The 24,715-nt window shown below is 41.5% G+C and carries 19 protein-coding genes; 13 read left to right on the top strand and 6 right to left on the bottom strand.

The genetic code is table 11. From position 1 onward, the window contains the following. Window positions 1-8 precede the first annotated feature (8 nt). On the top strand, window positions 9-746 hold the full coding sequence (locus KEM09_RS04025) for a phosphoglycerol geranylgeranyltransferase (RefSeq protein ID WP_212225846.1): 738 nt from the start codon (window positions 9-11) through the stop codon (window positions 744-746). On the opposite strand, the gene KEM09_RS04020 is transcribed toward KEM09_RS04025, so the two are convergent. After that, a complete protein-coding gene (locus KEM09_RS04020; RefSeq protein ID WP_212225844.1) occupies window positions 736-2,349 on the bottom strand; it encodes an alkaline phosphatase family protein in 1,614 nt (537 codons plus the stop codon). The genes KEM09_RS04025 and KEM09_RS04020 overlap by 11 nt on opposite strands. 106 nt (window positions 2,350-2,455) lie before the next feature. Next, the gene (locus KEM09_RS04015) at window positions 2,456-2,830 is read right to left on the bottom strand and encodes a DUF190 domain-containing protein (RefSeq protein WP_212225842.1); all 375 of its coding nucleotides are present in this window, start codon (window positions 2,828-2,830) and stop codon (window positions 2,456-2,458) included. Window positions 2,831-3,088: 258 nt separating this feature from the next. On the opposite strand from KEM09_RS04015, the gene KEM09_RS04010 reads away from it, so the two are divergent. After that, window positions 3,089-5,245 (top strand): elongation factor G, encoded by a 2,157-nt coding sequence (locus KEM09_RS04010; protein WP_212225840.1) that lies wholly within the window; start codon window positions 3,089-3,091, stop codon window positions 5,243-5,245. Window positions 5,246-5,304: 59 nt separating this feature from the next. Here KEM09_RS04010 and KEM09_RS04005 read toward each other — a convergent pair whose 3' ends face one another. Then, on the bottom strand, window positions 5,305-6,510 hold the full coding sequence (locus tag KEM09_RS04005; protein WP_212225838.1) for a T9SS type B sorting domain-containing protein: 1,206 nt from the start codon (window positions 6,508-6,510) through the stop codon (window positions 5,305-5,307). A gap of 202 nt (window positions 6,511-6,712) precedes the next feature. Here KEM09_RS04005 and KEM09_RS22075 point away from each other — a divergent pair, with 202 nt between their 5' ends. From KEM09_RS22075 to KEM09_RS03960, 9 genes are all read left to right on the top strand, one after another. Further along, on the top strand, window positions 6,713-8,995 hold the full coding sequence (locus KEM09_RS22075; protein WP_212225836.1) for an ATP-dependent helicase: 2,283 nt from the start codon (window positions 6,713-6,715) through the stop codon (window positions 8,993-8,995). A 123-nt stretch (window positions 8,996-9,118) separates the two neighbouring features. Next, window positions 9,119-9,721: a DUF4290 domain-containing protein gene (locus KEM09_RS03995; RefSeq protein ID WP_212188734.1), complete on the top strand. Its 603-nt coding sequence runs from the start codon at window positions 9,119-9,121 to the stop codon at window positions 9,719-9,721. A gap of 26 nt (window positions 9,722-9,747) precedes the next feature. Then, window positions 9,748-11,052 (top strand): UDP-N-acetylglucosamine 1-carboxyvinyltransferase, encoded by a 1,305-nt coding sequence (gene murA, locus KEM09_RS03990; protein WP_212225834.1) that lies wholly within the window; start codon window positions 9,748-9,750, stop codon window positions 11,050-11,052. Between the two features lie 315 nt (window positions 11,053-11,367). Continuing rightward, on the top strand, window positions 11,368-11,898 hold the full coding sequence (locus tag KEM09_RS03985; RefSeq protein WP_212225825.1) for a TlpA family protein disulfide reductase: 531 nt from the start codon (window positions 11,368-11,370) through the stop codon (window positions 11,896-11,898). 22 nt (window positions 11,899-11,920) lie between these two features. Then, window positions 11,921-12,445, top strand: a complete 525-nt coding sequence (locus tag KEM09_RS03980; protein ID WP_212225823.1) for a TlpA family protein disulfide reductase — start codon at window positions 11,921-11,923, stop codon at window positions 12,443-12,445. Between the two features lie 214 nt (window positions 12,446-12,659). Next, complete coding sequence (locus KEM09_RS03975) at window positions 12,660-13,268, top strand: nucleotide exchange factor GrpE (RefSeq protein ID WP_212225821.1); 609 nt, start codon at window positions 12,660-12,662, stop codon at window positions 13,266-13,268. 12 nt (window positions 13,269-13,280) lie between these two features. Beyond that, window positions 13,281-14,429, top strand: coding sequence for a molecular chaperone DnaJ (dnaJ, locus tag KEM09_RS03970; RefSeq protein WP_212225819.1), 1,149 nt, complete (start codon window positions 13,281-13,283; stop codon window positions 14,427-14,429). A gap of 331 nt (window positions 14,430-14,760) precedes the next feature. Beyond that, entirely contained in the window at window positions 14,761-16,272 is a 1,512-nt protein-coding gene (locus KEM09_RS03965; RefSeq protein WP_212225817.1) for a hypothetical protein, read from the top strand. Window positions 16,273-16,289: 17 nt separating this feature from the next. Beyond that, window positions 16,290-17,690: a DUF5723 family protein gene (locus tag KEM09_RS03960; RefSeq protein ID WP_212225815.1), complete on the top strand. Its 1,401-nt coding sequence runs from the start codon at window positions 16,290-16,292 to the stop codon at window positions 17,688-17,690. A 267-nt stretch (window positions 17,691-17,957) separates the two neighbouring features. Here the strand turns inward: KEM09_RS03960 and KEM09_RS03955 are convergent, their stop codons facing one another. Further along, complete coding sequence (locus KEM09_RS03955; RefSeq protein WP_212225813.1) at window positions 17,958-18,983, bottom strand: NAD(P)/FAD-dependent oxidoreductase; 1,026 nt, start codon at window positions 18,981-18,983, stop codon at window positions 17,958-17,960. Between the two features lie 164 nt (window positions 18,984-19,147). On the opposite strand from KEM09_RS03955, the gene KEM09_RS03950 reads away from it, so the two are divergent. Continuing rightward, window positions 19,148-20,230 (top strand): family 10 glycosylhydrolase, encoded by a 1,083-nt coding sequence (locus KEM09_RS03950; protein WP_212225811.1) that lies wholly within the window; start codon window positions 19,148-19,150, stop codon window positions 20,228-20,230. Window positions 20,231-20,259: 29 nt separating this feature from the next. Next, complete coding sequence (locus tag KEM09_RS03945; protein WP_212225807.1) at window positions 20,260-22,518, top strand: glycoside hydrolase family 20 protein; 2,259 nt, start codon at window positions 20,260-20,262, stop codon at window positions 22,516-22,518. Between the two features lie 422 nt (window positions 22,519-22,940). Here the strand turns inward: KEM09_RS03945 and KEM09_RS03940 are convergent, their stop codons facing one another. Further along, window positions 22,941-23,636 (bottom strand): hypothetical protein, encoded by a 696-nt coding sequence (locus KEM09_RS03940; RefSeq protein WP_212225806.1) that lies wholly within the window; start codon window positions 23,634-23,636, stop codon window positions 22,941-22,943. A gap of 85 nt (window positions 23,637-23,721) precedes the next feature. Continuing rightward, window positions 23,722-24,384, bottom strand: a complete 663-nt coding sequence (gene ung, locus KEM09_RS03935) for a uracil-DNA glycosylase (RefSeq protein ID WP_212225805.1) — start codon at window positions 24,382-24,384, stop codon at window positions 23,722-23,724. Window positions 24,385-24,715: the final 331 nt, after the last annotated feature.

Here is a 24,715-nt window from a genome sequence, read left to right as displayed (position 1 = left end):
CGAGTAAGATGATTTATAAACAGTTAGAAGAAAAATATGATAAGGGTAAGAAGCAACTGGCATTTCTAATTGATCCAGATAAGTTTTCCTTTGATAAGATGGCTGCTCTAAATGAGATTTTGGCTTCATCAAAGCCCGATTTGTTACTTGTTGGTGGAAGCCTTATTAGTAATGATACAAGTGCATTTGTCAAGGAGTTGAAGAAGCATGTTAGCCAGCCGGTGGTGCTTTATCCCGGTTCATCCATTCAGTTGTGCAGCGAAGTGGATGCAGTGCTGTTTTTGTCATTAATTTCAGGCCGTAATCCCGAGTTTCTGATAAGTCATCATGTGGCAGCTGCTCCGCATATTAAAGCAAATGATATTGAAGCCATTCCTACAGGCTATATGTTAATTGATGGAGGCTCCAATACCTCAGTTCAATACATCAGTCAAACATTGCCCATCCCTTCTGAAAAATTGGATATTGCTGTTGCAACCGCGCTTGCAGGCCAATACCTGGGTATGAAAATGATTTATATGGACGCAGGCAGCGGTGCTGTGCAGCCCATATCACAAGCAATCATAAACGCTGTGCAGGCAGCTGTCGATATCCCGTTGATGATTGGCGGCGGTATTCGAAGTGTTGATGATTTATCAAGAGCCTATGAAGCTGGAGCCGACCTGGTGGTGGTGGGCAACGTGCTTGAGCAGGACTTATCGTTACTGAATGATTTTCACAAAGTAGTTGAGCGTTTTAATAAATAAGACCGGGTAATGGTTCGCCTTCACAGCCATTGGGAAATGGTATCTGCAGGAAGGAACAGATGGTTGGTGCAAAATGGGTCATCGGTGTTGTTTGGTAGACATTTTGCGGATTAATTTTCCAACCATACATAATCAAAGGATGGTACGAACCATTCCAGTTGCGGGCAATCTTTTGGCCATTCGGCAGCTCTTCAAACCAGCCCGGATTGATTTTAATAGCTATATCACCCGAACGATCCGGATGATAATTAAGTTTCAGGCTCCTTAAAGAGGCTATGTCTGAAGCCGAGAAGCGAAGCTCAGAAATAGGTATGGCATATGCAACCCCTTCCATATCACTGATGAAGCTGGCTGCTTCCTCCTTTACTTTGTTAAGATCTATCTTCCGCTCTGCAATCAACGCGTGGTTTAAAAATATCTGACCATCATTATAAGTCATTACCCATTTGCCCTGTCCATATTTAGCCATCAAAAATAGATTGGCCAGAGATGCTGCCTTTTGGCCGCTAAATATACCAGTCGGAACATTGCCTTTGGTATTTTCCACTGCCGGACGGGTTGGTGTAGAAACTGAACTTAATGTGATAAGTGCGTTTTCGAGACCGACTTCTTTGTCAATTGTTTTTAATATATCAGCTATTTCCAAATCGAGCCGCAGCAACATATCCTGTGTTTCGGCATCAAAGCCGCCATCGGGATTTCCATGCACAGTTTTAGCTGTGAATTGCAATGCAATAACATCCGTTACAGAACCTTTGCCATAATTTTCATTAATAATCTGCGAAACAGTAAAATCGCGAATTAGTTTATTGCCAAAAGGCGAGTGAATAACAGGCAGGTAAGCACCATCTCCAGCTTGCTTGGTTAGTGAGTATAAAAACGATGAAGCATGCTCACGTTCTTCTCTGAAGTATTTCATTTGATGGTACTGGTTCAGGTTTTTGAGTGGACCCCATTCCCGGTTGCTGTATGTGTCCAACAGTTTCATGTCATTGAAGTCTGTCACCCATTCAGGTACTGCTTGCGTAGTGTCGACTGTGTTGATGGATATAAAGTCGCCCGTATTGTTATCAATCTGGTAAAGGTAATCCGGTGTATGCCCACCGTTCCAAACCAAATAATTGGGATTAATACCTATGGCAGTTACCCTTGACTTGCCGTTGTTTATCCACTTTAATTCGTCGGTAATGGTTGAGGTTAAAAGTCTTTCTGTTGAAGGATAACTCATTGACCGGTCGCTGGCATTTGGTATATCACCATAAAGTGCGTTTACTTCTTTGTTTCTGATATAATCGTACCACCAGTCTGATACTATTCCGTGCGTGGAAGGGTTGCAACCGGTGGCCAGGGTGGCCAATTTGGCACCATAATAGTTGGTGGCCGACTGGTAGGTGGCATTTCTGAAAAATGCCCCTCCGTTAATCAACCTGTTAAAACCATTGTCTGACAACTGATCTCTAAACGCCACAATTTGTTCAGTACTTAGTTGATCTATCAGAATAAATACAACCAGTTTTGGTTGTTGTGACGGAACACGTTGTCCAAAGCTCAACGTTAAAGCCGTCAATATAAATAATAGGAGTGAAATGCCTTGTTTAATCATTGTCTTAATTAAAGTCAGCGCCAAATATAATTAAGAAAGCAGCTTTGCGCAAACTTTACAAGATGGGTGTGGGCATATTCTAATCAGTCTAAATTATGGAGTAGAATCATTTGTTTTTAAGCTCAGAATGGCTGCTTTTACTGCTTTTGTATAAGACAACATCAACGGCTTCAGTAAAGATGATGCCTCCGCAATTGGCTTTCTCCAGCAGCTTGGTGGCTATTTCGGCAAAGCTGTTGATGCGCTCAATGCGATCAATGAGTTCTATTACAATTGGATGGTTAGTTGTTAAAGAAAAGACCTTGCTGTTATTTAAAATACTATCGGCACCATACGAGAGCATGCCTTTGTATACAGTAATACCAGCCATTTTGTATTTTTTGGCAGCAAATACAACGGCTTCATATAAAGGTCGCTGGTATACTCTGTCATCTTCTTCGATGATCACTTTCAGTTTCTGAGCTTCTCCTTCTAAAACCATTGTGCGAGTGTTAATAAATGAGAGGTCAAATTACGGAGATTAACTTTCAATTTCAACTGAATCAATTGGAGATAAGCTTTATTAAAGGAATTAATTAAAGAAAAAGACATCGGAAAATCGCACAATTAAAAGGTGCTAAAATGTTGATATTGGGAAGGTACTTTGCTTTCAAGAAGCTTGTATGTTATCTAAATATTACTAATTTTACGGATACCCATAATTTACCTAAAATATTTACAAACTCTTAAATTAAGCTTTATGAAAGTGTACCAAGCTGATCAAATAAAAAATCTGGCGCTACTTGGTGGTAGCGGCTCTGGTAAAACCACCCTCGCTGAAGCAATGTTATTCGAAGGCGGGGTCATTAAGCGTCGTGGTGACGTTGAAAGCAATAATACAGTATCTGATTATAACCGAGTGGAACATGAATATGGTTACTCGGTTTTTTCGTCTGTATTATTTACCGAATATCTGGGACGTAAATTTAATATTATCGACTGTCCTGGTTCCGATGACTTTATTGGTGGTGCCATTACTTCCCTTAATGTGACTGATACGGCACTCATGATTCTAAATTCAACGCAGGGCGTTGAAGTGGGCACCGAAAACCTTTTCAGATACACAGATGACCATAAGAAACCGGTTATTTTCGTGGTTAACCAGTTAGATCACGAAAAAGCCAACTATGAGCAAACCATTGAACAGGCCAAAGAGGTGTTTGGCAATAAGGTGGTGGTAGTGCAATACCCGGTTAGTGTAGGAGCCGATTTTAATGCCGTTGTGGATGTGTTAAAAATGAAGATGTACCAATGGGGCCCCGACGGAGGCGAGCCTGAGATACTTGATATTCCTGCTGATCAGAAGGCGATGGCTGATGAGCTGCATAATACATTGGTTGAGGCAGCTGCTGAAAATGACGAATCATTGATGGAACTTTATTTTGAAGAAGGGACATTAAATGAGGACCAGATGCGACAGGGTATTCATAAAGGTTTAATTGCCAGAGATATGTTTCCTGTTTTTTGCGTGTCTGCCAAAAAAGATATGGGCGGACGCCGTTTAATGGAATTTTTAGGTAATGTGGTGCCAAATGTATCAGAAATGCCTGTTCCTGTAACTAATGATGGTACAGAGGTGCCTTATGATGTTAATGGGCCAACATCTTTATTTGTGTTTAAAACCAGTATTGAGCCGCACCTTGGTGAAGTATCTTACTTCAAGGTCATGTCTGGCCAGGTAGAAGAAGGCATGGACCTGATCAATGCCAACCGCAATGCTAAGGAGCGCATCGCACAGTTGTATTGCATGGCCGGTAATAATCGCCATAAAGTTGAAAAGCTGGTGGCCGGTGATATTGGTGTTACTGTAAAGCTTAAAGAAACACATACCAACCATACCCTTAATAGCAAAGGAACAGATTTTGTTTTTGATGCGATCAAGTATCCAAATCCAAAATACAGAACAGCTATTAAAGCCGTTAATGAAAGTGATGATGAAAAGTTGGGTGAAGTGCTGCAACGTATGCACGAAGAAGATCCAACCTTAAGTGTCGAGTATTCAAAAGAACTTAAACAGATTATTGTGTTTGGTATGGGTGAGTTCCACCTGAATACCATGAAATGGCGCATTGAGAATAACGATAAGATAGAAATTGAATTCCTTTCACCACGTATCCCTTATCGTGAGACGATTACAAAAGTGGCGCGTGCCGATTATCGTCATAAGAAGCAGTCGGGTGGTTCAGGTCAGTTTGGTGAAGTGCATATGATTATCGAACCATTCTACGAAGATATGCCAACGCCTGGTTCAATGAAGATTGACGGGCAGGAGATTAAGCTAAATGTTAAAGGGACAGAAGAACATAAATTACCTTGGGGAGGAAAACTGGTTTACAACAACTGTATTGTTGGTGGTTCTATTGATGCACGCTTTATGCCTGCCATCCTGAAAGGTATAATGGAAAAGATGGAAGAAGGACCGCTGACCGGTTCGTACGCACGCGATATACGTGTTTGGGTGTATGATGGTAAGATGCACCAGGTAGACTCCAATGAAATATCATTTAAATTGGCTGGTAGACATGCTTTTAGTGAGGCTTTTAAAAATGCAGGACCAAAAATTCTTGAGCCTGTTTATAATGTTGAAGTGAAGGTGCCAAGCGATCGCATGGGTGATGTGATGAGTGACTTGCAAGGACGCCGCGCCATGATTGAAGGTATGTCTAGTGAAAAGGGTTTTGAAGTAATCAAGGCCAAGGTGCCATTGAAGGAAATGAACAAGTATTCAACCTCATTGAGTAGTATCACAGGTGGACGTGCTTTTTATACCATGTCATTTGCACAATACGATAAGGTACCACCAGAAATTCAGGTGGAGCTGATTAAGGCTTTTGAAGAAGAAGAGAAGGATGATTAAGATGTAAAATAGAAAAAGGAGGGTGAAGGCCCTCCTTTTTTATGTCATAGCCAGAGTAGTTAATTCACAATCAGGTGAACAAGGCCTTCCAGTTCAGCTTTCTCTGCCGGGTTAAATCCCTCCGCTTCTATTTTATAGAAATAGACGCCAGGTTCGGCTTTACGATTGCCAATGCGCCCGTTCCATCCTACTTCTGGGTTGCTCGTGTGAAAAACCTTACGTCCCCATCGATTATAGATAACCATGGTGAATTTATTGACCGAACGAAATAGTACCCTGAATTCATCATTGTCGCCCGGAGTGCTAAATGGTGTAAAGGCATTAGGTACTTTAACTACCATCTCGCTAACTGTGAACACCTCGGGTTCAGTTTCACTTTCACATCCTGCATCAAGGTTTCTGGCGATTAATACCACCGGGTAGCCATTCTCTGCAAACTTTTGAAAAGTAAAGATCGGATTCGCTACAAAGTCTTTACCTGCATCGCCAAATGTCCATTCCCAGTCCGTAACCTTACCTAACGATTCATCGGTAAAGCGAACCACCATCGGGGCCGATCCATCAGTGGCCTCGTTATCTGCTGTGCCTTCTGTTTCAAAAGTATATTTGGCTTCCACGGCAATAGCCGAATAGGATTTGCTGGCTTCCGCCGGAGGCAGGTCAGATGCAAACTTGCCCCCTACAACAACTGAGTATTCTGTATCTTCTGTTGGTGCATCAATAAATGCCGTGTAATCGCTATTTTCCGAAACAGGACCTGAAGGAGAAGAGCTCCATTCATAGCCATAATCAACGGTGAGAGAACTATTATCGCCTTTGTGTTTGTAATATGTCAGTGTTTTGTTCTGGGTATAAGCAGTGAGGCGCAGGTTATCACATGAAGCAAAAGGTATACCCACAGAGTCAACCTGAGCATCAGGCACAAAATTCCAGCAGTAGTGGTTGGTTCTGTTGCCACTGGCTTCTTCCACTTCTACCCGATAGCCATTTTCCCCTATTGAATTAAGCATGCTGCCGGTTGAACCTGGCATTATCTCAAACGCGCCCGAATTGGTTGAATACTGGTACCATTGGTAGTTGATGCCTGGAGGAGCAGTCAGTGTTGCCCCATTAATGTCTTGATAAAAGAAGATGGGATCCTCCACTTCACCACCGCCATATTGTGTTGGTTCGGAGTAAAAGGCATTGGAGCTTATTTGTGCATGGGTTTGTGGCAAAATCAGTGTTGCCAGTATCAGGATGAGTAAGAATCGAACTATTTGCATCGTTTAGATATAGTTAATTAACGCAGACTGTCACTAAAACTCTTTCGACAATAGCCTTGCGCTAAAAGACTGTTATTTTATTCAAAGCTATAATAAATCTTCTAACGATAAAAAGGTAGGGATTATTACATTACAAATTCGTTGTTTACAAATGAACTTCTATTTTTGCAAGAGTAAGTTCATCAATCAAAATCATTAGATAGTGCAGGATTATTTAGAGGGGTTAAATGATGCCCAGCGCAGTGCTGTGGTCGAAACAGATGGTCCATCATTGGTGATTGCCGGTGCTGGTTCTGGAAAAACACGTGTGTTAACGTTTCGTATAGCACACCTGCTGCAGCAGGGCGTTAAACCATACAGGGTGTTGGCGCTGACTTTTACCAATAAAGCTGCCAGGGAGATGAAAGAACGGATTGGCTCAGTGGTTGGTCAGGGCATTGCCGGTAGTTTGTGGATGGGTACTTTTCACTCCATATTTGCGCGTATCCTGCGCTTCGAATCGAAACATCTGGGATATCCTTCGTCTTTTACCATCTATGATACACAGGATTCAAAGAACCTGATCAAGAGTATTGTGAAAAGGATGAAGCTCAATGAAAAAGCGTATAAGCCAGGTAGTGTGCTATCTCGCATCTCAGCCGCTAAAAATGATTTGGTAACACCGGTTGTATATGCGCGAGATGTGAATCGCACAGCTCACGATAAGGCTTCACAAATGCCCATGATTTATGAGATTTATGCCCAATATATGAAAGAGTGTTATAAATCTGGAGCGATGGATTTTGATGATTTATTGCTGAACACTAATATATTGTTTCGCGATTTTCCGGATGTGCTTAAGAAATACCAGGACCAGTTCGATTATGTGATGGTAGATGAGTATCAGGATACCAACTACTCACAATACCTTATTATAAAGAAGCTGGCCGAGAAGCATCAGAACATCTGCGTAGTTGGTGATGATGCCCAGAGTATATATAGTTTTAGGGGAGCCAAAATTGAGAATATCCTCAACTTTAGAAATGATTATCCAGGTTATAAGTTGTTTAAACTTGAGCAAAACTATCGCTCTTCACAAAATATTGTGAATGCTGCTAATAGCATCATCGCCAAAAATAAAGGCCAGATTCAGAAAAATGTTTTCTCGGCCAACGATGAAGGGAGCAGAGTTCGCGTGTTAAAGGCCTACTCCGATGTAGAGGAAGGGTTTTTAATTACGAATGATATCTTTGAGCGCCGTATGAAAGAGCATTGCGAGTATAAGGATTTTGCAATTCTCTATCGTACCAATGCTCAGTCAAGGGTGTTTGAGGAAGCTCTTCGTAAAAAGAATCTACCATATAAAATATATGGAGGATTGTCGTTTTATCAGCGCAAAGAAATTAAAGATTTATTGGCATATTTCAGACTCACCATTAACCCTGCCGATCAGGAAGCGCTTAAACGAGTGATCAATTATCCGGCCCGTGGCATTGGAAAGACCACAATGGATAAACTAACGGCTGCTGCTGATAACAGTGATCAGAGTTTATGGAATGTACTTATTAATCCAAACATTGCTCAATTAGGGATTAATGCTGGTACACAAAAGAAGTTGGCAAGTTTTGTGGCACTCATTGCACAGTTCAAAGCACAACTCGAAAACCTCTCAGCTTACGAACTCGCGGCTGAAATTGCGTCTGCCAGTGGCATCATGAAAGATTTACACAACGATAAGTCTATAGAAGGACAGGGGCGTATTGATAACATTGATGAACTTTTAAACGGTATTAAGGAATTTACTGAAACCAGGCAGGAAGAGGGTGAACCGGCCCAGCTGGTTAACTTCCTTGAAGATGTGGCCTTGCTGACCGACCAGGATAATGAAAAGGGTGATGATATTAATAAGGTGACGTTAATGACCATTCACTCCGCCAAGGGACTTGAGTTTAAAAATGTTTATATCGTTGGTGTTGAAGAAGGGCTGTTCCCGGCCACTCAATCGACCGATAGTGAAAAAAACCTGGAAGAAGAACGACGCCTGTTTTATGTTGCGGTGACACGTGCAGAAACGAATGCGACCATATCGTTTGCGCGTTCTCGCTATAAGTATGGTGAGCTCACTTATAGCCGTCCCAGTCGTTTTATTGGCGACATTGATCAGGCGTTTCTCGATATCAACCCGGAAGATTTTGTGGGTAATGAGCGACCACAGCCATCGTTCCGAAAGCCAATGGGTGCGCAGTCATCCCCCACGCTCAAGCCTCGTATTCGCATGAACTATAGATCATCCGGTGCAGGAGCTGAAAAACCAAAGCTTAAATTTCAATCATCGAACACCAATGGATTACAAGCAGGTATGAAGGTGGAACATGAACGTTTTGGTGTTGGTGAGGTGATTAGTATTGAGGGTGTTGATCCGAATGTAAAAGCTACTGTCAGGTTCGTTAATGCAGGGCAGAAACAATTATTACTCAAATTTGCCAAACTAAAAATTTTGAATTAGTTTTGTGGCATTCGGTTACTGCGCTAATAAACAACACGGTAACACTACTCCTAAGTAAAGAAAAGAAAGTTCCGAGAACAACCGCCGTTTGAAGAATAAATAAGTAAGATTTAATATCTATTAATGGATTACAATTCTAATCGAAAAAATTTGATTCTGCCCGAATATGGCCGTCATATTCAAAAAATGGTTGACCACGCTGTTACCATTGAGGATCGTGAAGAAAGAACCAAGTGTGCCAAAACAATAATTGGCATCATGGGTAATATGTTTCCACATTTACGTGACGTAAACGATTTTAAGCACAAGCTTTGGGATCATCTGGCTATTATGGCTGATTTTAATTTGGATATTGACTATCCGTATGAGTTGTTGGAGAAAGAAACACTTACCAAACGCCCCGACAAAATACCTTATAAGAACAGTAAGATAAGCTATAAACATTACGGTGAACTGGTTGAGAAGATGATTGAACAGGCCATTCTTCTGGAAGATGAAACAGAACGAAAGCACCTGAACGTAATGATCGCCAATCACATGAAGAAGTCACTGTTCATATGGAATAAGGATTCGGTGACGGACGAACGGATTTTTGATGATCTTAAAAGAATGTCAAAGGGTAAGCTGGAGGTTGAAGAAGGAACGAAGTTAACAGAGTTTAAAGAGCAACCTCAGAACAGAAATCGCGGGAAAAAGCGCCCTCAAAATAAGCCAAAGAAAAAGTAGCTAGTTATCCTCTAAGCCTTGACAAAATGAATTGCTTTGAAATCGAAGGCGGTCACCGTCTAAAAGGAGAAATTACACCCCAAGGTGCCAAGAATGAAGCCTTACAGGTGATATGTGCTGTGTTATTAACTTCCGAGACTGTAAGAATTAATAATATTCCGGATATTGTTGATGTTAATAACCTGATTGATCTTTTGGGTGAGATGGGGGTTGTTATCAATCGCATTAACAGAAATGCCTGTGAATTTACTGCGGCTGATGTTAACCTTGAATTTCTTCAGTCTGTTGATTTCAAAAAAAGAGCTTCATCGCTGAGAGGCTCCATCATGATTATGGGGCCGCTGCTGGCTCGTTTCGGTAAGGCTTATTTCCCAAAACCAGGTGGTGATAAAATTGGACGACGACGTTTGGACACTCATTTTATCGGGTTCGAAAAGCTAGGTGCCACTTTTAATTTCGATGCCGAGGATATTTTTTATACAGTTGAGGCCTCAGCTATGAAAGGTACTTATATGCTGCTTGATGAAGCATCTGTCACAGGTACTGCAAATATTTTAATGGCAGCTGTGTTAACCCCTGGTAAGACTACAATTTATAATGCTGCGTGTGAGCCTTATTTGCAACAACTTTCCAAGATGTTGATTAGCATGGGCGCTAAAATATCCGGTGTTGGTTCTAATTTGCTTGAGATAGAAGGAGTAACGGAATTAAAAGGTTGTGCCCATACCATATTGCCCGATATGATTGAGGTAGGCAGTTTTATTGGTATGGCTGCCATGACTAGTTCTGAAATAACCATTAAAAACGTAGGCGTTGAACAATTAGGTATTATCCCGATGATGTTTCAGCGAATGGGGATTAACCTGCAGGTTGTGGGCGATGATATTTATATACCAACACAAGAGCATTACGAAATTGATACCTTTATTGATGGCTCTATCATGACCATTGCTGATGCGCCATGGCCAGGATTAACACCTGACCTGCTTAGTGTTTTCCTGGTAGTTGCCACGCAAGCAAAAGGCAGTGTGCTTATTCATCAGAAGATGTTTGAAAGCCGATTATTCTTTGTTGATAAGTTAATAGATATGGGAGCGCGTATTATTCTTTGCGATCCTCACCGGGCAACCGTTATCGGGCTAAATAAAGAAAATGCATTGAGAGGAGCCAATCTGACTTCACCTGATATTCGAGCCGGAGTCGCCTTATTAATAGCAGCTCTTTCGGCCCAGGGTAAAAGTACTATCCAAAATATTGAGCAGATAGATCGTGGCTATCAGAATATTGATGGACGTCTTCAAAACTTAGGTGCTCGAATTAAACGTATTTAAAGAAATATTAACAAATATTGTGCAACAAACAGGCCGAGAATTTGCCTGTTTAGACTCATTCTATCCTATTCTTTGCTTCTAAGTGAGATTTAATATGCAGAATATCAGTGTTATACATTCTGTCTCTGCATAATATAAAAATAGATTTAAGATTTACAAGTCGTCAAAATATTGTACGCTCGGGCGGCAATATTTAATTTTGTACCCATAAATCAGACGCTTATCACATAAAACCGCATGTTTATCTAAAAAGATAAAATACCTCATATATTTTTCTGAAACTTTACACCGAAAATTAATTTCAACTATTGTATCATGAAGCAGCTAAAGTTAATATTAGCTACTGTAACTGTGGGCTTGTTCTTTCTGTCGTTTATGCATGACAGTGAGACAACTGTAGTTGGTTTGGAAGAAGGGGATAAGGCCCCGGTGTTCCAGACTGAGCAGATCGATGGTACGCCTTTTAATCTGGAGGACCTGAAGGGAAAGATGGTTCTCCTTAACTTCTGGGCGTCATACGATGCGCAGTCACGCATGAATAATTACTACCTGAGTAGCTTGTACGAAACGTATAAGCAGGAGTCGTTCTATAAAGGAGAAGACTTTGTTGTAGTAAGTATTTCTCTTGACCGCTTTAAAGCACCACTCAACCTTGCCATTGAGCAAGATGAAACCTCTGCGTTTTTGCATATCTGCGATTATCAGGGAACCAACGGTAGCATTAGCACGATGTATAACATCAACGAGCCGGTTAATATTCTTATTGACGGTGAAGGGCGTATAGTTAATAAAGACGCTGAGTATTCAAAGATTGAAAAATCGCTAGCCTTCCTTTCAGCGATTTAGTATTTTTCCAAAAACAACATGTATGAAACTGATTAAGGTATATCCTGCCTGTGTGGGACTTATTATGATGTTAATAACTGTGTCGCTTAATGCTCAGGAAACAGGAGTAAATGTTGGGCAGAAAGCACCAAACATTAAACTGCGCAATCCGGATGGAAAGGTAATGGAGCTTGAGGAGTTGCGTGGCCAGGTTGTTTTAATTGATTTTTGGGCTAGCTGGTGTGGTCCTTGCCGACGAGAGAATCCTGTGGTTGTGGATGCATACAAGGCATTTAAAGACCAGGATTTTACCATAGGTAAAGGATTCACAATCTACAGTGTATCACTGGATAAGAAGCAGATAGCCTGGAAGCAGGCAATCGAGGATGATCAACTTAGCTGGCCCTATCATGTGAGTGATTTGGCCGGATGGAATAGCAGAGCGGCTGCCTTATATCGCGTTAATGGCATTCCTGCTAATTTCCTGATTGATAAAGACGGAGTAATTGTGGCCAAAAACCTTAGAGGGACAGCATTAAAAGCTAAATTACAGCAGTTCGTTAAATAACGGATTAATAATAAAACAATGGCAAAAAGGCATACTCTTTTAATGTAGAGTGTGCCTTTTGTCATATACCTGCTTTAATGGTGCCTTGGAGACACTGATATTCTGTCAATTTGTCCATTATTCAACAACTTGGCAGAATAATTGTAATTTTGCAGGCGATTAGCCAATCTGTTAAAGGGCTGGTATTATTTTGGTAATAATAAAGTAAGATATAATGGATAAGAAGTCATCAAAAAAGGAAAGAGCGAAAGAAAAGGCTATGGATGAACAGGCTGCTGAAGAGATTAAGGAAATGGTAGAGGAGCAGGTAGAGCCTGCTGCAGAAGCTGAAAATGCTAAATCTGAGGAACAGGTGGAGGATACCATTGAGCAGTCGGAAGAAGCAACAATGGCCAATAAGCTAAATGAAGCAAACGATAAGTATCTGCGCCTGAGTGCTGAATATGATAACTATCGCCGTCGCACGCTCAAAGAGAAGATGGAGCTTACCAAAACGGCCGGGGAGAGCATTTTGCTAGCATTGTTGCCGGTTATTGATGATTTCGACCGGGCCATGGCGCATATTGATGATGCTAAAGATGTGGAATCGCTTAAGGAAGGGATTAAGCTGATTCAGACAAAATTTAACGACTTTCTGGGGCAGCAGGGCATGAAGGAAATTGAAGCCAAAGAAAAGGATTTCGATACTGATTTGCACGAAGCGGTTACTAAAATTCCTGCGCCAACAGAAGAGATGAAAGGAAAAGTTATCGACTGCATCGAAAAAGGATACACTTTGCATGAAAAAGTGGTGCGTTTTTCTAAAGTTGTTGTAGGAGAATAAAGAGACTGTACTATGTCGAAAAGAGATTACTATGAAGTACTGGAAGTGTCAAAAGGTGCTTCTAAGGAGGAAATAAAAAAGGCTTATCGCAAGAAAGCCATAAAGTATCACCCCGATAAAAACCAGGGGGATAAGGCTGCTGAAGAAAAGTTTAAGGAAGCGGCAGAAGCTTATGAGGTGCTTTCAAACGATGAAAAAAGACAGCGCTATGATCAGTATGGTCATGCTGGTGTTGGCGGTGCTGCCGGAGGTGGTTTCGGAGGTGGTGGTATGTCCATGGATGATATCTTCTCCCATTTTGGCGATATCTTTGGTGGTGGTTTCGGTGGCTTTAGTGGCTTTGGTGGTTCATCAAGGGGGGGACGACGAGTTAATAAGGGCTCGAACTTACGCGTTAAGGTTAAGCTGAACCTGAGTGAGATTGCCAATGGTGCCGAAAAGAAAATTAAGGTGAAGAAGTACGTTGAGTGCAAGCCTTGTGGTGGCTCCGGTGCACAGGACGGTTCTTCTTACAGTAACTGTTCAACGTGTCACGGAACAGGTCAGGTAACACGTATCTCCAATACTATTCTGGGGCAGATGCAAACGTCATCAACCTGCCCGACTTGTGGTGGAGAAGGAAAGATTATCACCAATAAATGTAACCATTGTGCTGGTGAAGGTATTACTCGCGATGAGGAAATCATCAGCCTGAACATACCTGCAGGAGTTGAAGAGGGTATGCAATTGTCTGTGTCGGGCAAAGGTAATGCAGCACGCCGGGGAGGTATCAACGGCGACCTATTGGTACTGATTGAAGAAGAAAAGCATCCTGAACTGGTTCGAGATGGCAATAACTTAATATACAGCCTGAACGTAAGTATACCCGAAGCTATACTTGGTAAAACAGCTGAAATTCCAACCGTGGATGGTGCCGTTAAGGTGAAGATTGAACCGGGCACACAACCGGGCAAAATATTGCGATTGAGAGGGAAAGGATTGCCCGAAGTTAATAGCTATGGCAAGGGTGATTTACTGGTGCACATACAGGTATTCATTCCTAAAGACATCAATAAGGATGAGCGTAAAGCCATTGAGAAGTTACAGGGAGCCGAAAACTTTGAACCTAAAAAGGGAAGTGCAGAAAGTTTTTTTAGTCGCATGAGAAATATGTTTGAATAAAAGATTCATCCATTATATGATTGAAGAGCTGGCCTATGGTTAGCTCTTTTTTTTTATCAATATTTTCAGCTCGTTTATGGAATAAAATCATAGCCTCATAACGTTTGTTTATCAATAAGTCATTGAAGTACATGTAACAGCGTACGGAGATTTTTTTTGTGGTTTGTCAATCGTCAAAAAGCGGCTATTTGCAATGAAACCTTATGTAGCAAACCGCGTTTAGTTGTTGTACCATCAAGGGAAAGAAATGAATGTGCCAACAGGTAATTGTAGTCAGTGCTCCGCACAGAAATTACCTGAGGCTATCCGGATGTTTTTAAACTAGCTTATTATGAAAAAGATGTTGAGCAGTCTGCTTGTATTAACAATACTGTCGGGCTGTATTGGAGATGAGTTTGATACTGATCTTTTAGTAGATGATGTAAATGTCAATGCCGGTGTGGCCATTCCTTTGGCTAAAACCAGCGTGACCATGGAAGATATTCTGTCGGACCAGACAGATATGGTTAAATATGATGGTGAGAATATCATATTGTTCCAGGAGAATGACTCATTGGAATATGTGGGGATAAACGATTTTTTCAGGTTATCAGCCAGTTCTATCGACCTGCTGGTGCCATTTGAAGCGTTTAATACACAGCCCTCATATGAAGCAACTGAGGAGTTAACATTCTCAATTCCTAATGCAGCAGTGAATGAGATGGAACTCAACTACCGACTGTCAGCTTCGGGAAGTAATCTGGAGGAGCCTCTATTATTGACCGTTGCTATACCTGTTAGTAATGTTCCGGGAGCAGTCCGCGAGGTAGTTCTGGAGGTTTATAACGGACAAACAACAGTTCAGTCATTTACTGGCGATCGTATCTCATTACTGCAAAACAAAGTGGACTTAGGGTTATCTGTGCAGCCTTTATATGGAGGTGCAAATTACAGCACATCTATGGGTAACGTTACCCTCACTATTGATGAGCTTTCTTTAAATTATGTGAAAGGAACAATGGATGAGAATCAGGTAACAATGGATGAGGGTATTTATGAACTGGATTTTGACGTGTTAAAGGATATACCAGGCGATATTGAGTTTGCTGATCCGCAGTTGAGTATTATTGTGGATAATGCTACTCCATTTATGGGTGAAATTGCTGCGGGATTAAGTGGTCGCCTTGATGATGGGTCAACAATGCCTTTAAGTTCCGTGCCTTTCACAATTGATGGAGCTGATAGTGGTGAAGAAGTTAAGCGCTCTCGCCATATATTGACATCTGAGAATTCAAATGTCAGCTCATTTATTGCCAAAACGCCTGAACAACTAAATTATGGTGGCATACTCACCCTTAATCCAGGTGGGGTATTAGGTGATGAAGTTGAGCTATACGATGAGGACCGCATCTACATTGGTTATGGATTTGAAGTGCCATTGGAGCTGCGACTTAATGCAGCCTTAGATGAGGAAGTTGTTGAGTTGGGAGACATTGACATGATCGATGATTTAACCAAAGGCAACATTGTGATTACATCGGTTAACAGCTTGCCAATAGGAGCCTCTGCCACAATCGACTTTTATGAGGAGCAGTCCTCATCTATCATTGAAACAATGAATATTGACATGGTGAAACCGGCATTAGTTAATGCTGAGGGTAAGGTCAGTGAGGCCGTTGAGAGTATAGTCGAAGTAACACTTACTGATAAGCAGATTGAGAGTTTAAAGGCTGCATCAGAATTAAGAGTTCGTGTGCAGTTAAATACTTCCGACTATGAGAAGGGGCAGATGGTTGTGTTTCAGCGACAAAATGCCTTGGAGATGCAATTAGGTATCCGTGGAAAAATTGAATACAATAACTAATCTAACATTAACAGATAATGAAACAATTATATATTGCACTTCTGCTACTGGCTATCAGCCTGGGTGTGGGTGCTCAGGATAACTCCTTGATGTTCACTAAAGGTATTCCGCAATCGACGCAACTTAATCCGGCATTTCGTCCGGTAAAAAAATGGTATCTGGCCATGCCGGCACTGGGAAGCGTACAATTCAACGGTTCCAATAGCGGATTCTCCTGGAGTGATATTGTTCGTCAGGGTACTGGTTTGCAAGCCGACTCATTAATTATTGACCTGGAACATGCCGCCAGTCAGATGCGGGATAATAACCTGTTTGCAACAGAAGCATCTCTTCAGGTACTGGGTTTTGGATTTGCGCTTAAAGAATGGTTCTTCACGTTTGATATCAACCATAAGCTCAAGGTCAAAATGAATTATCCACTTACTTTTATGAACCTGCGATATGGTAACTGGGACTATGATGGTAACAAACCGGTTAATCATTCCTTTTCTGATATGTATGTTAATGGTCTTGATTATCATGAGCTTGCCATTGGTGCTTCTCGTACGATTAATGAAAAGCTGACAGTGGGGATGCGTGTAAAGTACCTGGTTGGTGTTGCCAATGTGCAGTCTGAGTATTTCAACCTTGATATGGAAACATTTGAGAATGGAAGTATGCGGATTGTTTCAGATGCCTCATTCCGCACTAATATACCACTTGATATTACCTACGATGCCGAAGGGTTTGTGGATGATTTTGATGTTAGCGACAGTGCTGATGATTTATTTACATCTACTAAGAATACAGGGTGGGGCTTTGATTTTGGTGCAACCTATCAATTAACAGACAAGCTTTTTTTGGGCGCCGCTTTTAATGATATTGGCTTCATTAAGTGGGAAGAGGGTACATCACGTTTATACACCAGTGGTATATTTGAGTATGATGGTGTTGATGTATCAGATGAGATAACAGGTGATGAAGGTGATGCAGATTATCTGGATCAACTGGCCGATGATTTTGAAAACACATTTCGCTTTAACAACGATGGAGGTAGCTATAAAACAGGCCTAATGGGAAGCTTTAATGTGTCTGCTGACTATCAGTTGAAGCGCTGGCTCAATTTGGGGTTGGTGTCTAAAAACTACTTCGTTGACAGCAAGCTGGTGCCACAGGTAACGCTAGCAACCGGATTGCAGGCAGGACGGGTGTTGTCAACAGCTATCACCTACTCGTATATGAAAAATGCTCCAGCCAACCTGGGTGCCGGGATGGCTCTTAATCTTGGTGCTTTCCAGGTCTATGCAGTCACCGATAATCTCAACTCTGTATTTAAGCCATCATCGGCGAAATACGTCAATGCACGCCTGGGTATTAACTTCGTGTTTAATGGTAAGCGCGAGAAAGTTGAAGAAGTTGTTGAAGAGAGTATTGAGTAAAAGAATTACAATCATATAATAAATAGAGAGGCTGTCCGAAAATGAAGAGATATTTTTTATACAGTTAATCTATAACTTCATCACCTCATCCCGGCCTTCTCCTCAAGGAGAAGGTGATATTATCCGAAAAGGCAACTGTATGTAATCCAGGATGATATCTTTTCTAAGTAGTGACTTCCTCTCCTTGAAGGAGAGGATTGATGAGAGGTGTTTTTTACGAATTATAAGTTTATTATAATCATTTTCTGATTTTCGGATTGCCTCTTGTTAGATAGAGGGTTCTAAATAACTAATCTGCTCGGTCAGCTGCTTTGCCAGGTATGGAGCCATCAGTCCACCGCGCGACCCCAATCCGTTGAACAGACCTACTTGTGGATGTTTCTCCAGTAAACTTAGCACCGGACGTCTGTCTGCCAATGTTGGCCGAATACCCGTTATCTGTTGGGTAATGCTTAGTGGCAGATCCGAAATTATTTGCCATTTGTTCATCAATTCCTCCAGTTTATCTTCTGTTGGAGCAAGGTCTTCCCAGTGATGCGCATAGGTGGCCCCTATCTTGAAGCGATTGGCTCCAACTGGCATCACAAAAACTCCCTTACTCAGGATTGATGGCAGGTGCAGGTCCGGAATTTCAACATCCAAAAGCTCGCCTTTGGTATTGTTCCACTTCAAATGCTCAAAGAAACGACTCTTGCTGTCAAAACTACCCCTGCAAAAGATAATGCGCCCGGCTTTTATATGCTTCCATTGTACGCCTTCTTCCGCAATCAGAACATCGTCGTCATATAACTCATCTTCAATCAGAATCTTATTTTGTGTGATAAATTGACGATAGCTGTCCAACAAAGTGATCATATCTAGTCTGGCACATCGGTGAATGGTACCATAGCCATATGGCTGATGGATGCCCTCAGGTAAATCCGTTTTTGCTTCGCACGACAGCTGCTCTTCCAGACCATCTTTTTGCATGCGATGCCGCCAAAACTGTTCATCATCTTTGCCATATATTTTATTAATAGGCATAGGGTAATAAAAGCGTTTTGCCAGAAATTGCTCCAATTCGCTGTATAATGAATGAGCATAGGGCTGGAAGATATCGGCCTGCCAGGTGCGGGTGATGCGTTTAACCACAATTGGATTAATAAGTCCGGCAGCAGCACGAGATGCACATCCTGCTTTGTAAATGTCAATAATCTTATGGGCGATTTTACGCTTCAATAAATGGTAGGATAGTAGCGTGCCAGCCAGTCCCTGACCAACTATCAATATGTCAGTGTGTTCTGTTTTATTCATGGCAATCAGTTTAAATACTGCTTCATCAAACAAAAAAAGATATGGCACATTTGTTCAATTATCTGTAACAAGATTTCAATTCGGCCTGTAGCAGGCTTCCTATATTTCGCACTTCAAAATAATTGGCCGACATTAGAGCATAAAACCTCTAAAAACGAAGTATTATGAAGCAATTAATGAAACTGTCATTCATTTTCGCTATTGGCATTCTGTCAATTTTAAAAGCTTGTCAACCGGCAAAGGAATCTTCATCAGCTAAACACTATGTGTGGATGGGTGAGGGGAAAAATGAAGATTCTGCCCAGTTGGAGAAGATGTTTGTTAAGCTAAAGGAAACAGGTATAGATGGCGTGATGTACCAGTGCGCACTGGAAAAATATCCGGCCGCTATTGAGCTGGCGCATAAGCATGGACTGGAGTTGCATGCCTGGCAAACTATTTTACGTCGTTATAGTGAGCAGTTGTTAAGCGAGCATCCCGATTGGTATACCGTTAGTCGTGATGGTAAATCAACTGCTGAGCACCCACCTTTTGTTGATTATTATAAATGGTTGTGTCCGACTAAACCAGAGGTAAGAGCCTATTTAACCAAGCTTGTTGAAGACTTGGCTGAGGTCCCAAATATTGATGGTGTGCATTTAGATTACATCCGTCATTCAGATGTGATTTTGGCACGCGACCTTTGGGATGTTTATGGTTTAGTGATGGATAAAGAATATGCAGAGTTCGATTTCTGCTACTGTGATGATTGTATCGAACGCTATAAAAAGGAAACCGGAGAAGATGCTTCTGCCTTTGGTGATGCAGCCCCGGATAATGCCAGGTGGCGTCAGTTCCGTTATGATATGGTAACCGAAACAGTAGATGAATTAACCAAGGCCGTGCATGCCAAAGGCAATAAAATAAATGCGGCAGTGTTTCCAACACCTACTATCTCAAAAACATTGGTTCGTCAGGAGTGGGATAAGTGGAGTCTGGATGCTTATTACCCCATGAACTATAACAGCTTTTACCAGGAAGGTATTGATTGGGTAGAGCAGTCATGTATTGAGGGTGTGGAGGCTTTAAACGGAAGAGCACCGCTATACAGCGGGTTATATATGCCTGCATTTCCTACTCCTGTAGAGTTTCAGCAGGCTATTCAGGCATCTAAAAAAGGTGGTGCATCGGGTGTTTGTATTTTTACTCCTTATGAGATGAATGATGAGCACTGGAAAATTCTGAAAGAAGAAATTGATAACTGGTAGAAAAGAGATGATACCTTAAAACAAACTATATGAGAATAAAACAACTGGTAACAGCGATTATAGCGCTTGTATTTTTTGCCTGTACCGAAAAGAAGGAAGAAATGCCATTAAATCTGATTCCCTATCCGGCTGAAGTCACTCAATCAGGAGGTGTGTTAAAGCTTAAGGCTGATGAGCTGAGCATTACAGGGCTGGATGAAGCCATGTTTGATTTGTTGCATAATCAACTGTCTGTTGAGCAAAACCTGGAGCTTCTTTCATCTGAAAATGGAGTGATTAAGTGTGTGGTGAATCAGGAAGCTGATATTGTGCCTGAGGGCTACCGTTTAACGGTTGATAAGCAACAGGTGGTAATTGAAGCAGCCGATAAGGGCGGATTGCTTTATGGTACACAAACGCTGCGCCAGTTGATAAGCAAGTCCAATAATGCTATTGAGATTCCGCAGGTGGTGATCAATGATGCACCGCGTTTTGCATGGCGAGGCATGCACTTCGATGTGTCGCGTCATTTTTTCACTGTGGATGAGATCAAGCAGTTTCTGGACTATATGGCCATGAACAAGCTCAATACGTTTCACTGGCATTTGGTCGATGACCAGGGATGGCGCCTTGAGATTAAGAAATATCCTAAACTGACAGAGGTGGGCGCCTGGCGCGAGAATGTTGGTTTTACAGCCAATCAGGAGAAAGGACTGAATCAAAAGAACACCGAAGCATACGGTGGTTATTATACACAAGCAGATGTGCGAGAGATAGTGGCTTATGCCTCAGAACGTCATATTACAATCGTGCCTGAGATAGAATTGCCGGGGCATTCGGCCGCTGCTCTTGTCGCATATCCCGAGTACTACTGCGATAATGCAGGAGATCTGGAGATATGGGATCAGGCAGGTGTTTCAGCTGGTGTATACTGTGCAGGTAAAGAAGCTACTTTTCAGTTTCTGGAAGATGTGCTGACCGAAACCATGGAGCTGTTTCCTGGTGAGTTTATTCATATTGGTGGGGATGAAACGCCGAAAGATACCTGGTTGGCCTGTCCCGATTGTCGTCGCCGTATGAAGGAGGAAAAGGCACACGACGAACATGAGCTGCAAAGCTATTTTGTGCACCGCATTGAGCAATTCCTGAATAAGCACAACCGTCGATTGATTGGATGGGATGAGATACTGGATGGAGGTTTAGCCCAAAGTGCAGCCGTTATGTCGTGGCGTGGTGTAGCTGGTGGTGTGAAGGCAGCAGAAGCAGGTCACGATGTGGTGATGACACCTATGTTCCCTTATTATTTCAACCATACACAAAACCATCTGAGCTCGTCACCGGGGCATCCGGGTATCCGCACTCTGCGTGATGTTTATACATTCCCATCTATTCCAACAGATATATCACCTGATAAACGTAAGCACGTCATTGGTGTGCAGGCTAATATGTGGAGTGAATACATGCCAAAGTTTGAGCATATTGAATATAACCTGTTTCCGCGTGTGTATGCCATCTCAGAAGTGGCCTGGAGTCCTGAGATTAGGGAATGGGATGATTTTTATGCCCGGGTTAAGAATACCTTACCGTACATCGGGAAATATGGTGTTAAACCGGGTGACATCAGTTACCATGTACGCATTAATGTTGAGCCTGATTATGCCAATCAGTCGGCAGGCATTGAATTTGTTACTGAGCGTTCAATACCTGTGTATTACACGACTGATGGCACTGAGCCTACAAAGCAGAGTAAAGTATATGAAGGCGCGTTTGTGTTGTCAGAAGATGCGCACATCAAAGCCTGCCAGTTTAAGGAAGATGGTTCAACAACTTACATCTCAGAGAAGGAAATCATCTTCCACAAAGCTTTTGGTAAGCCTTATGATCTTAAATATGCCTATGCGCCTCAGTATGATGGCGGTGGCAAATATGGTTTAACAAACGGTTTCCTTGGTGTAGAGGTTGGTGTAGAGGAGAAGCCCATTGATCTGACCATCGATATGGGCGGCTTAACCGAAGTGCGTTATATCAACTCGCGCTACAAGAATGCACCTATGTCATGGGTATTCGGACCAAAGAAAGTGATATATGAGGTATCGGCCGATGGTAAAGAGTTTAAACAGGTAGCTGTGTTCGAACCGGGTGTTACCGAAAGCGATGTAGATGAGGTAGTGCAATACCCGGCTACTTTCGAAGCAGTGCAGGTTCGCTATGTGCGCATAGTGGCTGAAAGTGTAGGTATTTGTCCGGCCTGGCATCCGGCAGCAGGTGGTAAAGCCTGGCTCTTCTCCGATGAGGTGATTGTAAAATAATGGTGTATGACGGAAAGGTAAAATCAAGCTTTTGTCTTGTATCTTCTGTCTGACAAGAAATATTTGGTGTAGTTAGTAGTAAGCGCCTCCTGGTTGTGAATGCACAACAGGGGGCGTTTTTGTTATGCGATATCATTTATGAAAAGTGATGTATCTGGTCGATGTTAAGCGTCATAGACATATCGGACTTTCAGTCCTGTATGCATAACCAGTTCGGTAAACAGACCTTTGACCTGTTTTTATACATTTAGCTCTTTCAGAGCATTGCCAATATCCAATTAATTGCCTGTAAGGCAAAGGCGTATTTCCACAGGTCGTAAGGTCTGTGATTATAGAATTGTATTTGCAGGGCTGAAGGCACGACAGGTTAGAGCAACTCAATTACTTACTTATCTTTAATACGGGTCAGTACGATTACTATCTTAGAATGTAGTCACATAATTATATAGTCTGCTAATTGCAATAAAATACCTATTGATATCTTTGGTGAGGACTTCAAGGTTATGAAATGCATTTGGTGCTTGAGAATAGGCTTCTGCGGCTTTAAATAGGCTGCAATTGTCAATATCAGATAGTAAAACTGATAATGTAGGTTCAGGATTCTTAATTTGCAATAATAAACTTGAAGTAATATTTTTTGTTTTTGAACCTATGTGACGAATATAATAAAACCAGTTAACTGTTCTATTAAGGTCCAAAGGTATGGTGCTTTCTTTAGGGTCAATACCTTTGCATATTATTCTGATCTCTGATTCTTTTGGCAATCCTATTTTAGTTCTCTTAATATTTGCTGAAGTATTATTATAAAGAAAATTTAAAAATTGATACTGCTCATTAGTAATTTCATTTAATGCATGAAACAATAATTGTCTGGTTATTCTCCGTTCTTTAAATTCCTTAGAGACAACAACAATTAGATAAAATATGAATGCTGAAACAAATGAAAAACTGAATTCACGCCATAGCCTACCAAGTTGGTATCCATGAGCAAATTTTTCTGGGATATTAATAAGCCAAAAGTCAATAATAAATATTGAAAAAAGAGTTACAATAAAGAAGAGAAGTAACCACTTGTTGATTAATTGAATGAATTCTTTAATTGTATATAAACTTTTCATAGAGATCTTAAAAAACTAAATAGTAATGTCCATAATGATTAAAAGGCATATCGAATCTTTTGTATCTTGATACCTATGTCCCACACTACCACTTAATGGCTGTTTTACCATTGGCTACCAGGTATTCATTGGCTTTGCTAAAATGCTTGTTACCGAAGAAGCCACGATGAGCCGAAAGTGGCGAAGGGTGAACCGACTTAAGAATCAGGTGCCTTTGGGGATCAATCAATTGAGATTTCTTTTGCGCATAGGCTCCCCACAGTAAAAACACCACGTTGTTCAAATCATCGGCAACGGTTTTGATAACTGCATCGGTAAACTGTTCCCAACCTTTTTTCTGGTGCGAGCCAGCCTGGTGCGCCTGAACGGTTAAGGTGGCATTTAACAGCAGCACACCCTGTCTAGCCCAATGCTCCAGATTACCATGCTTGGGTATGTCTATGCCCACATCATTGTGCAGTTCTTTGTAGATATTAACCAGTGAGGGTGGCATCTTAATGCCCTCATTAACTGAGAAACACAGCCCATGTGCCTGGTTGGGACCATGATATGGATCCTGTCCCAGTATCACCACTTTTGTTTGCTCATAAGGACATAAATCAAAAGCATTGAATATTTGAGCAGCAGGCGGATAGATGGTTTTAGTCTGGTATTCATTCTTAACAAAATGAGTCAGTGATTCAAAGTATGATTTGTCAAATTCAGGCTGTAGCACCTGTTTCCATCCGGCTTCAATTTTTACATCCATTGCAATGTAGTGAGGTTAATAATGACAGCAAAAATAGTAAATTTCAGATGATGCCAGGGCGCGATGTTTTTTTAGCATAAGCTGTAATGCTTAGCAGCTGACCATAAAGTAAGTTTAAAAGTCAGCCGATAATCTCATTACATATCTGAAAAGTAGAGGTCGACAGGAAGGGGTATCAACCTCATGTGACAGTCTTTATTTGATTTTTATTCATTAATAACCAATTAAATATATATTCAAGCTCCCTGAGGTTGATTGGTCATTTACATTTCACATTCTACAAATATTTATCTCCGCTGGAGATAATAAAACAACTTCGGAGAAGTTGAAT

The organism is Carboxylicivirga mesophila (assembly GCF_018271975.1).
Taxonomy (GTDB): domain Bacteria; phylum Bacteroidota; class Bacteroidia; order Bacteroidales; family Marinilabiliaceae; genus Carboxylicivirga; species Carboxylicivirga mesophila.
This window is presented reverse-complemented; position numbering and strand designations above follow the sequence as displayed.

Excerpts from the sequence above, each read along its gene's own strand:
- KEM09_RS04025 (WP_212225846.1), top strand. The coding sequence starts at position 9 with ATGATTTATAAACAGTTAGAAGAAAAATATGATAAGGGTAAGAAGCAA.
- KEM09_RS04020 (WP_212225844.1), bottom strand. The coding sequence starts at position 2,349 with ATGATTAAACAAGGCATTTCACTCCTATTATTTATATTGACGGCTTTA.
- KEM09_RS04015 (WP_212225842.1), bottom strand. The coding sequence starts at position 2,830 with ATGGTTTTAGAAGGAGAAGCTCAGAAACTGAAAGTGATCATCGAAGAA.
- KEM09_RS04010 (WP_212225840.1), top strand. The coding sequence starts at position 3,089 with ATGAAAGTGTACCAAGCTGATCAAATAAAAAATCTGGCGCTACTTGGT.
- KEM09_RS04005 (WP_212225838.1), bottom strand. The coding sequence starts at position 6,510 with ATGCAAATAGTTCGATTCTTACTCATCCTGATACTGGCAACACTGATT.
- KEM09_RS03995 (WP_212188734.1), top strand. The coding sequence starts at position 9,119 with ATGGATTACAATTCTAATCGAAAAAATTTGATTCTGCCCGAATATGGC.
- murA (WP_212225834.1), top strand. The coding sequence starts at position 9,748 with ATGAATTGCTTTGAAATCGAAGGCGGTCACCGTCTAAAAGGAGAAATT.
- KEM09_RS03985 (WP_212225825.1), top strand. The coding sequence starts at position 11,368 with ATGAAGCAGCTAAAGTTAATATTAGCTACTGTAACTGTGGGCTTGTTC.
- KEM09_RS03980 (WP_212225823.1), top strand. The coding sequence starts at position 11,921 with ATGAAACTGATTAAGGTATATCCTGCCTGTGTGGGACTTATTATGATG.
- KEM09_RS03975 (WP_212225821.1), top strand. The coding sequence starts at position 12,660 with ATGGATAAGAAGTCATCAAAAAAGGAAAGAGCGAAAGAAAAGGCTATG.
- dnaJ (WP_212225819.1), top strand. The coding sequence starts at position 13,281 with ATGTCGAAAAGAGATTACTATGAAGTACTGGAAGTGTCAAAAGGTGCT.
- KEM09_RS03965 (WP_212225817.1), top strand. The coding sequence starts at position 14,761 with ATGAAAAAGATGTTGAGCAGTCTGCTTGTATTAACAATACTGTCGGGC.
- KEM09_RS03960 (WP_212225815.1), top strand. The coding sequence starts at position 16,290 with ATGAAACAATTATATATTGCACTTCTGCTACTGGCTATCAGCCTGGGT.
- KEM09_RS03955 (WP_212225813.1), bottom strand. The coding sequence starts at position 18,983 with ATGAATAAAACAGAACACACTGACATATTGATAGTTGGTCAGGGACTG.
- KEM09_RS03950 (WP_212225811.1), top strand. The coding sequence starts at position 19,148 with ATGAAGCAATTAATGAAACTGTCATTCATTTTCGCTATTGGCATTCTG.
- KEM09_RS03945 (WP_212225807.1), top strand. The coding sequence starts at position 20,260 with ATGAGAATAAAACAACTGGTAACAGCGATTATAGCGCTTGTATTTTTT.
- KEM09_RS03940 (WP_212225806.1), bottom strand. The coding sequence starts at position 23,636 with ATGAAAAGTTTATATACAATTAAAGAATTCATTCAATTAATCAACAAG.
- ung (WP_212225805.1), bottom strand. The coding sequence starts at position 24,384 with ATGGATGTAAAAATTGAAGCCGGATGGAAACAGGTGCTACAGCCTGAA.